At 61.5% G+C, this 8627-nt stretch carries 6 protein-coding genes and 1 pseudogene; 4 read left to right on the top strand and 3 right to left on the bottom strand.

Going from position 1 to position 8627, the window contains the following annotated elements; genetic code table 11:
- Positions 1–139, top strand: a pseudogene (locus tag QZ964_RS19830) (IS630 family transposase); the annotation flags it as partial.
- Positions 140–166: 27 nt separating this feature from the next.
- Here the strand turns inward: QZ964_RS19830 and QZ964_RS19825 are convergent.
- From QZ964_RS19825 to QZ964_RS19815, 3 genes are all read right to left on the bottom strand, one after another.
- Positions 167–1015 carry a hypothetical protein gene (locus QZ964_RS19825; protein ID WP_292533806.1) on the bottom strand — a complete coding sequence of 283 codons (849 nt, stop codon included), beginning with the start codon at positions 1013–1015 and terminating at the stop codon, positions 167–169.
- 93 nt (positions 1016–1108) lie between these two features.
- Complete coding sequence (locus QZ964_RS19820) at positions 1109–1681, bottom strand: hypothetical protein (RefSeq protein ID WP_292533805.1); 573 nt, start codon at positions 1679–1681, stop codon at positions 1109–1111.
- 115 nt (positions 1682–1796) lie between these two features.
- On the bottom strand, positions 1797–2705 hold the full coding sequence (locus QZ964_RS19815) for a GNAT family N-acyltransferase (protein ID WP_292533804.1): 909 nt from the start codon (positions 2703–2705) through the stop codon (positions 1797–1799).
- Between the two features lie 142 nt (positions 2706–2847).
- On the opposite strand from QZ964_RS19815, the gene QZ964_RS19810 reads away from it, so the two are divergent.
- The 3 genes from QZ964_RS19810 to QZ964_RS19800 all read left to right on the top strand — a co-directional run bounded on the left by QZ964_RS19810 (position 2848) and on the right by QZ964_RS19800 (position 8354).
- Positions 2848–3402 (top strand): hypothetical protein, encoded by a 555-nt coding sequence (locus QZ964_RS19810; RefSeq protein WP_292533802.1) that lies wholly within the window; start codon positions 2848–2850, stop codon positions 3400–3402.
- A 349-nt stretch (positions 3403–3751) separates the two neighbouring features.
- Positions 3752–4339: an ImmA/IrrE family metallo-endopeptidase gene (locus QZ964_RS19805; RefSeq protein WP_292533801.1), complete on the top strand. Its 588-nt coding sequence runs from the start codon at positions 3752–3754 to the stop codon at positions 4337–4339.
- 376 nt (positions 4340–4715) lie between these two features.
- Entirely contained in the window at positions 4716–8354 is a 3639-nt protein-coding gene (locus QZ964_RS19800) for a vitamin B12-dependent ribonucleotide reductase (RefSeq protein WP_292533799.1), read from the top strand.
- Positions 8355–8627: the final 273 nt, after the last annotated feature.

The following is an 8627-nucleotide window of genomic DNA, read 5'->3' as shown; positions in this document are numbered from 1 at the left end:
GCTCGCGCGATCGGCACTTCGCCATATCCGCGTCGCGTCCAAACAGGAGTTGAAGGATCGAATCATTGAGGCAATCGACGACGTTAACCGTGAGCCTGTCGTTCATACCTGGACTTACAAGATCGACATCGCGGCATGATATGAGTCGATCCAAAGAAACGCTCTACTAGTACCGCCACCATATGGCGCTGATCAGGCCGCGCTCGGCGGGCGAATTCATCCCGCCGATCGCGGCGATCGCGCCGATCTGCAAGGAGAGCGACGCGCTTACGTCATAGACTGCGCTGAGCTGAAATTTCTGCTCGGCGACGACGCCCGCGGGGCCCCCTCTCGGCGCAAAGCCGGAGTAGCTTTGCGCAAGCAGCAGGATCGGGGGCAGGGGACGCAGGCCAGCGGTGAAGTCGACGCGGATTTCGTCGCCATTCTGTCCGCGCGAGCGATAACCGAGTTGCGCATCGATGAAGCCGGGAAGGCCGAAAATTTCGAACGGCCGGCCGACGAGAAGCCGAACGTCGCCCTGGACCGCGTCGCGCATGTCGAGGAACCGCCGCGAAGCCGGCGAGGCAGCGCGCACGCCGGCCTGCAGCGAGACGATGTAATCGCCCCAGGTAAATAGCAACGCCCGCGCGCCAAAAGCGCCCAGTCCCAAGCCCTCATAACGCTGGCCCGGCGGCGATTGCAGCGACAGCGGCAGACCGGCCTTTGCTTCATCGATGAGCAGGTTGAGACGGTCGAACGGCCCGGCGGCGCCGCTGAAATTCATGTAGCCGCCTTCGGCGACGACGGTCAGCCAGTCGAGCACGCCGTGCTCGACATAGACGCGCGTCTCGAACTTTCGATAGGAAGGCGTCTCGATCAGTCGCCCGTTCGCGTCATAAGCCTTGCGCGCGTCGGCGAAGGTCGTGGTGAGGATCGCTTGTCCCCCGCCCGGCGTCATCAGCCATGCGCCGGCGGAGACCGGTTGCGCTGCGCCGGTCGTCACGCAAAACACAACGAGAGTTGACGACGCACGCATAGCGCAACGCTAGGCTGAGAGCCGCCCGCCGCCCGCGGTCGGCCCAACCTAATGCTAGGCTTGAATTTTTAAGTTGGCAATCTAGGGCTGCGGCTACGCTCCCATATGCGCATGCACGTCGCGTCCTCCGTGACGCCGCATGATGTCGATCGCCGCGCGTTCCCGTTCGTCATTCCACGTGCGCGCCCATAGCAGCAGGCCGCCATGCTTCAATTGCGACTGTGCCCAGTCGGTCTGACGGTCGCCGACGATTTTCGAAATAAACAGGCCCAGAACGCTCGCTCCGCCGCCGGTCAAGAGGCCAATGGCGATGGCGCTGGTAAGCGACAGGCCAGACGCAAGGGCGAGCCCAGCGCCGACAATCACGCCGACGTAGAACAGAACGCCGACGATCGACGCCTTGCCGATATTGAGCGACTCGCTGTCGATATAGGGCGTGCGGGGCGCCGCGGGGCTGTCTTCAAGTTCGTTCGCGCTCACCTCGTTGTCGCCGAGCTTCTGGCGTACTTTGTCCGCTTCGGCGAGGAGGCTGATCTCCGAACGGTCGAAGCCGCCGGTGAGAAGATCGTCGATCGCCGACTGCAGCTTGTCGACCGCGTCGAACACCCCGACCACCTCGCGCACTTCATACCGCTCTTCGGCGGTAGACACCTTATTCTCTTCCATGTCCGTCCTCCTTGAGACGATGGCCGCGACCGCGCTCTTGATGCTTAAAGGGAGCGGCGGCGCCGGTCTTCAAGGGGCGTCCAATGGGGAAAATCGCGCGAACGCGCGCCGGGGCCTAAGCCGCGCGGCGGTGAGACGCGCCGCCGAAGAATTCCAGATAGCGCGCGTCGATTTCGGCGACCGGCATGACGACGAAAACATCTGTTGTGTTGAACTTGCGGTCGACGACGGCGCCCTCGCCGAAACGCGCGCCGACGCGCAGATAGCCCTTGATGAGCGGCGACAGCGCGTCGCGCGCCTTGCGCGGGTCGAAGGCGTCGCGCGCCAGCATCCGCATCGGCGTGTGCAACTCTTCTCTCGCGCTGACGCGCCATGGCTCTTCGGCCGGCGCATAATGCGCGAGAAAGCTCAACGCTTGCGCATGGGCGAGCGGATTGGCGCCGTGCAGACTCGCGCAGCCGAACATCACGTCGATGTCATGCGCCCGCACATAAGCGAGGAGCCCCCGCCACAGCAGTTCGATCGTGCGCTTGCTGCGATAAGGCGCGAGCACGCAGGAGCGCCCGAGCTCCAGCGCGCGCTTGCCGGCGTGGCGCGCGAGCAGCGGCGCGACGTCATATTCGCTTTCCGAATAGAAGCCGCCGGCTTTCGCCGCCATATCGTCGCGCATCAGCCGATAGGCGCCGACGATCTTTGGCCTGATCTTGCCGCGCCGTGTCTGCGCCGCGTGATCGATGACGATAAGATGATCGCAGAATCTGTCGAAACGGTCGGCGTCGCGGCGAGTGAAGGCGGTGCGCGCGTCGGGAATGGCGCCGCCTTCCTCGTAGAAGACCTCGTAGCGCAGGCGCTGCGCTTTGCGCACTTCCCTTTTGCCGCGCGCAAGCCGCACTTCGAGCGCGCCCAAGCGGCCAAGCGTATCGCTGAGCGCTTTTCTTGTCTGTTTGGGCTTTTTCGAGGCAGCTTGCGGAAAATTGACGAGAGCGAAGATCGTCTGACCGAAATCCGCGTTAACCGTCCACATGTGCGACTCGCTCCGCATCGATCCATCTGATTGAAGATCACGGAGAGGCGAAGCTTTTGTGACGCGACGAGTGCCGTAGCGACGCTCGAGTTGCGCTTCGCGCTCGAACTTTTACAAGGCGACGGAGCCGATGAGAGCGATCATGATCAAAAGTTTGTTGGGCGCCGGCGCGGCGATCTGTCTCGCAATGGCGGAAGCAAGCGCCGAGCCGCCGCTCGCCGGCTGCTACGAGCGTATCTATGACGAGGCGCATCTTCGCGCGCATCGCCGCCAGATGGTGCGTCACGTTCGCCTGAAGATCGCGCCGACTTCGGTCTCGCCGTCAGAAGGCGGCGACAAGCCGCCGATCGCCGACGCCCTCCTGCAAATGTGGCCGGGAAAGCGCAAGCCGAGCTTCGACTCGCTCGGCGTCTGCTGGACAGAAGCGGACGGCCTCGTTTGCAACGGCTCCGACTCCGCCGTCGAGACGCGCCTCTGCAAGACGAAGACATATGGCGTTCGCGATTGCCGGATCGAGGACGCGCATTCGGGCCGCTTCCGCATCGCGCCGCGTCCTGGCGGGGCGCTCCTCACCGTGCTGGAGACGCTCGAACTGCCGCAGACGGGCTCAGATGTGGGGCCATTTCTCTATCTCAGTCCGGGCGATCCGGAGAACCGCGATTTTCTGCTGAAGGCCTCCCCGGGCCCATGCAAATAGCCACGCTCATTCACAACCCCATCGAAGCAGCCTCTGATGGCCAGACCGCTACAAACTTGCCTCGGGGTTATCGAGACAATATATCTAGTATTCTGACCAATGATTGACGCTATATCTTGACATTGGCTGGCCTCCTTGTTAGTTAGCTGAGAATGGGCCAGCCAACGGGGTTGCCTCGATGACCGATGATTTTCTTGTTAGGCGGAGGTCTGATTGCGAGGTTCGCCAAATTGCAAGAAAGGCGCGCGCTTATCTTGGATTCGCTAGTCGGGGGCGAATCGACGTCGTCGCGTGTTTGCGGAATGAAACCATTTGGACGGTCAGTGGCGTAAAGAGACTAGTCGTCAAAGTGCTTCCTGATATCGAATTGGGAACCGCAGACGCTCTGACATCTCACACAGAAGAATTGATAGTTATTGCTTTCAGGCGGTCGGTGCATCATGCCGCTGTTCTCGGTGAAGGGCGCGCCCGCAATACTGTCGCACACGAACTTGGCCATGCAGTGATGCATAATCGTTCCGGGATGCCCCGACGTGCCGGAGGGAACGATACGTATAGATGGGTTAGACCCTACGAATCAGCAGAGCATCAAGCAAAGGTCTTCGCAGCGGCCTTCTTAATCGATGATGATATAGCGAGTACTCTCGACTCTGCTGAAGAAATAGCAATTCAATTCGGAGTCAGCCTTAAGTGTGCAGAAATATACTATAAAGAACTCGTAGAGCGGCGCGACCGAAGCAGAGCCGCAGAGAAGATACGCAAGCTTGCCGCATCGTTTGGCGCTGAGGTGAAGCAGTTCCCTGCTCCCAGCTTAAGGTTCCTGGATTCTCCATGCCCCAAATGCGGAGAGAGGAAGGTGTTCCCAGTAGGATCGAAATATATGTGTCAGAGCTGTGATACTGTGTCAGACACCTATCCAGATGGCGATAGCGACTGATCGAAAGTTGATAGCTCTTTATGGAGGCTTGTTGGTCGCGGCTAGATGCATGAGACGATTTTCCCCACTATTTTACGATTTGTCCACATATTGAGTTTTTATTCGTACGCACCACAATTGGTAGTTGACGCGAGACCGAGACTCATCCCAACTGGGCAGTAGGCGATGACGCTGCCGCGTACATTCTTCGAGAGTATCTACTCGGATCGCGGCCTCTGCGCGACGTCCTCTAGTTCCGCGTGCGTTCGCTCCGACGGTGTCTCCAAAAGCATCCTGAGCCGGAAGGCACGTGCTTCGTGTACCAATTTTCGATTACGTCGCGGGCCGGCGAACGGCTGCGCGCGGGCGGACGCCTGCGCCTTGAGGGGATGGAACGATGAAAATTGAGCGGCGCTACACCAAGGCGGGCGAATCTCCTTATGCGAGCATCCCGTTCCGCACGACCAAGAGCGAAATCCGCAATCCCGACGGCTCGATCGTTTTTGCCCTCGACAATATCGAGGTTCCCGCGCAATGGAGCCAGGTCGCGTCCGACGTTCTGGCGCAGAAATATTTCCGCAAGGCCGGCGTGCCGGCGCGCTTGAAGCGCGTCGAGGAGAACGCCGTCCCATCCTTCCTGTGGCGCGCCGTCGCCGATACGGAGGCGCTCGCCGAACTGCCCAAGGACCAGCGGCACGTCTCTGAAATCTCGGCCAAGCAGGTCTTCGACCGTCTCGCCGGCGCCTGGGCCTATTGGGGCTGGAAGGGCGGCTATTTCGACGCCGAGGAAGACGCCCAGGCGTTCAGCGACGAGCTTCGCTACATGCTCGCCATGCAGATGGCCGCGCCCAATTCGCCGCAATGGTTCAACACCGGCCTGCATTGGGCCTATGGCGTCGATGGACCGAGCCAGGGCCATTTCTACGTCGACTACGCCAATGGCAAGATGGTGAAGTCGAAATCGGCCTATGAGCATCCGCAGCCGCACGCCTGCTTCATCCAGTCGATCGCCGACGATCTCGTCAATGACGGCGGCATCATGGATCTGTGGGTGCGCGAGGCGCGGCTGTTCAAATATGGCTCCGGCACCGGCACCAATTTCTCCAAGCTGCGCGGCGAGAAGGAGAAGCTCTCGGGCGGCGGCTCGTCCTCTGGCCTGATGTCCTTCCTCAAGATCGGCGACCGCGCGGCGGGCGCGATCAAATCCGGCGGCACGACGCGGCGCGCGGCGAAGATGGTCGTCGTCGACATCGATCACCCCGACGTCGAGCAATTCATCGGCTGGAAGGTCAAGGAAGAGGAGAAGGTCGCCTCGCTCGTTACGGGCTCCAAGATCGTCAAGAAGCATTTGAAGGCGATCATGCGCGCCTGCGTGAATTGCGAGGGCCCCGGCGACGACTGCTTCAACCCCGAGATCAATCCGGCGCTGAAGCGCGAGATCAAGCTGGCGCGCAGAAACGAAGTCCCGGACAATTACATCAAGCGCGTCATTCAATTCGCCAAGCAGGGCTACACGGACATCCACTTCGACACTTATGACACGGACTGGGACAGCGAAGCCTATCTCACCGTCTCCGGCCAGAACTCCAACAACTCCGTGCGCGTGACGGACGCATTCCTGCAGGCGGTCGAGAAGGACGGCGACTGGAGCCTCATCAAGCGTCTCGACGGCAAGGTCTCGAAGACGCTGAAAGCCCGCGATCTGTGGGAGAAGATCGGCTACGCCGCCTGGGCCTCGGCGGATCCCGGCATCCAATTCCACACAACGATCAACGACTGGCACACCTGCCCGGCGGGCGGCCCGATTCGCGCGTCGAATCCGTGCTCGGAATATATGTTCCTCGACGACACCGCCTGTAACCTTGCGTCGCTCAATCTGCTGCAGTTCCGCGATCCCGAGACGAAACGCATCAACGTCGAGTCTTACGAACACGCGGTGCGGCTGTGGACCGTCGTGCTCGAAATCTCGGTGCTGATGGCGCAGTTTCCCTCGAAAGAGATCGCGCAGCTCTCCTACGACTATCGCACGCTCGGCCTCGGCTTCGCCAATGTCGGCGGCCTTCTGATGTCGTCCGGCGTCGCTTACGACAGCGAAGCTGGCCGCGCTATCGCCGGCGCGCTGTCGGCGATCATGACCGGCGTCTGCTATGCCACTTCTGCCGAGATGGCCAAGGAGCGCGGGCCCTTCGTGCGCTTCATGGAGAATCGCGAGGCGATGCTGCGGGTGATCCGCAACCACCGCCGCGCCGCCCATGGCGAACGCGTCGGCTATGAACAGCTCGCGATGATGCCCGTGCCGCTCGACAAAGCCGCCTGTCCCGATCAGCTCTTGATCGAGCGCGCCGGCGCCGCCTGGGACAAAGCGCTCGCGCAAGGCGAACTCTACGGCTATCGCAATGCGCAGGTCACTGTCGTCGCGCCGACCGGCACCATCGGTCTGGTGATGGATTGCGACACGACGGGGATCGAACCCGACTTCGCGCTGGTGAAATTCAAGAAGCTCGCCGGCGGCGGCTATCTCAAGATCGTCAACCGCGCCGTGCCGGAAGGGCTGCGGGCGCTCGGCTATCGCGAGAGCGACATCGCCGAGATCGAGGCTTACGCGGTCGGCCACGCCTCGCTCTCCAACGCCCCCGCGATCAACACCGCGAGCCTGCGCGCGCGCGGCTTCACCGACGAGAAGATCGCCGCGATCGAGGCGGCGCTGCCGTCCGCCTTCGACATCAAATTCGTCTTCAACAAATGGACGCTCGGACCCGACTTCCTCACCGAGACGCTGAAAGTTCCGGCGGCAGCGCTCGAAGACAAGAACTTCGATCTCCTCTCCCATCTCGGCTTCGCCAAATCCGAGATCGAAGCGGCGAATATTCATGTCTGCGGCGCGATGACTCTGGAAGGCGCGCCGCATCTGAAGCGCGAACACTATCCGGTGTTCGACTGCGCCAGTCCCTGCGGGCGCACGGGAAAACGCTATCTCTCGGTCGAGTCGCATATCCGCATGATGGCTGCGGCGCAGCCCTTCATCTCGGGCGCGATCAGCAAAACCATCAACATGCCCAATGACGCCTCGATCGAAGATTGCGAACAGGCCTATCTGCTGTCGTGGCGCCTCGGGCTCAAGGCCAATGCGCTGTATCGCGACGGCTCCAAGCTCTCGCAGCCCTTGTCGGCGCAGCTCATCGCCGGCGACGACGACATCGACGCGATGGACGTGGTCGAAGAAATCGTGACCGCCGCGATGCCGGCCCGCGCCGCGGCGGTCGCCGAACGCATCGTCGAGCGCGTCGTGCATCAGGTGATCCGCGAGCGCGAGAAACTGCCAAACCGGCGCAAGAGTTATATTCAGAAGGCGACGGTCGGCGGGCACAAGGTCTATCTGCACACCGGCGAATATGAAGATGGTCGGCTCGGCGAAATCTTCATCGACATGCATAAGGAGGGCGCCGCCTTCCGCTCGTTGATGAATAATTTCGCCATCGCGATTTCGCTTGGCCTGCAATATGGCGTGCCGCTCGAAGAATATGTCGACGCCTTCACCTTCACCCGCTTCGAGCCCGCGGGTCCGGTGCAGGGCAATGACGCGATCAAATACGCGACCTCGATCCTCGACTATGTGTTCCGCGAACTCGCCGTCTCCTATCTCGGCCGCACCGATCTCGCCCATGTCTCGCCTGAGGACGTCGGCCATGACGTGCTCGGCAAGGGCCAGCATGAAGGCAAGGCGCCGGAGACCAACTCCGTCGTCTCGCGCGGGCTGCTACGCTCCAAGACCGATCGGCTGATGGTGGTGCAGGGCGGCGGGGCGGTCGCGCTGCGCGAGACGCCGGAGGTGATGCATGACGCCGGCGAACCGGTCTCGACGCTCGGCTGGACCGAGCCGACGAAGACCATTTCGGGCATCGCCGAAAAACGCGCCGAAGCGCGCATGAAGGGCTATGTCGGCGAAGCCTGCCCTGAGTGCGCGAATTTCACGCTGGTGCGCAATGGGACGTGTTTGAAGTGCGAGACCTGCGGCGCGACCACGGGGTGTAGTTGAGCGTGCAATCTCAACAACCGTCATGGCCGGGCTTATCCCGGCCATCCAATCTAAATTGAATGAACTTTAATGGAAAACGCGCGCACGCGCGACTGATGCATGCCGATTCCCAAGCGCCGAAGATGACACCCATCGCTGAACGACTAATACCAACCTGCCGTGAGTCTGACTCACCTCGGATTCCCGAATCGGCAAATGTCTGATTCTTATTGGCGAACCGAGGGAGGTTCGTCATGGCGGCAGCGGTGCGATTGCGTGAAGATTTCGATGCCG

Source organism: Methylocystis sp., assembly GCF_021731785.1.
Lineage (GTDB): Bacteria > Pseudomonadota > Alphaproteobacteria > Rhizobiales > Beijerinckiaceae > Methylocystis.
Note: the sequence above shows the minus strand (reverse complement) of the source record. Positions and strands in the feature narration are given on the sequence as shown.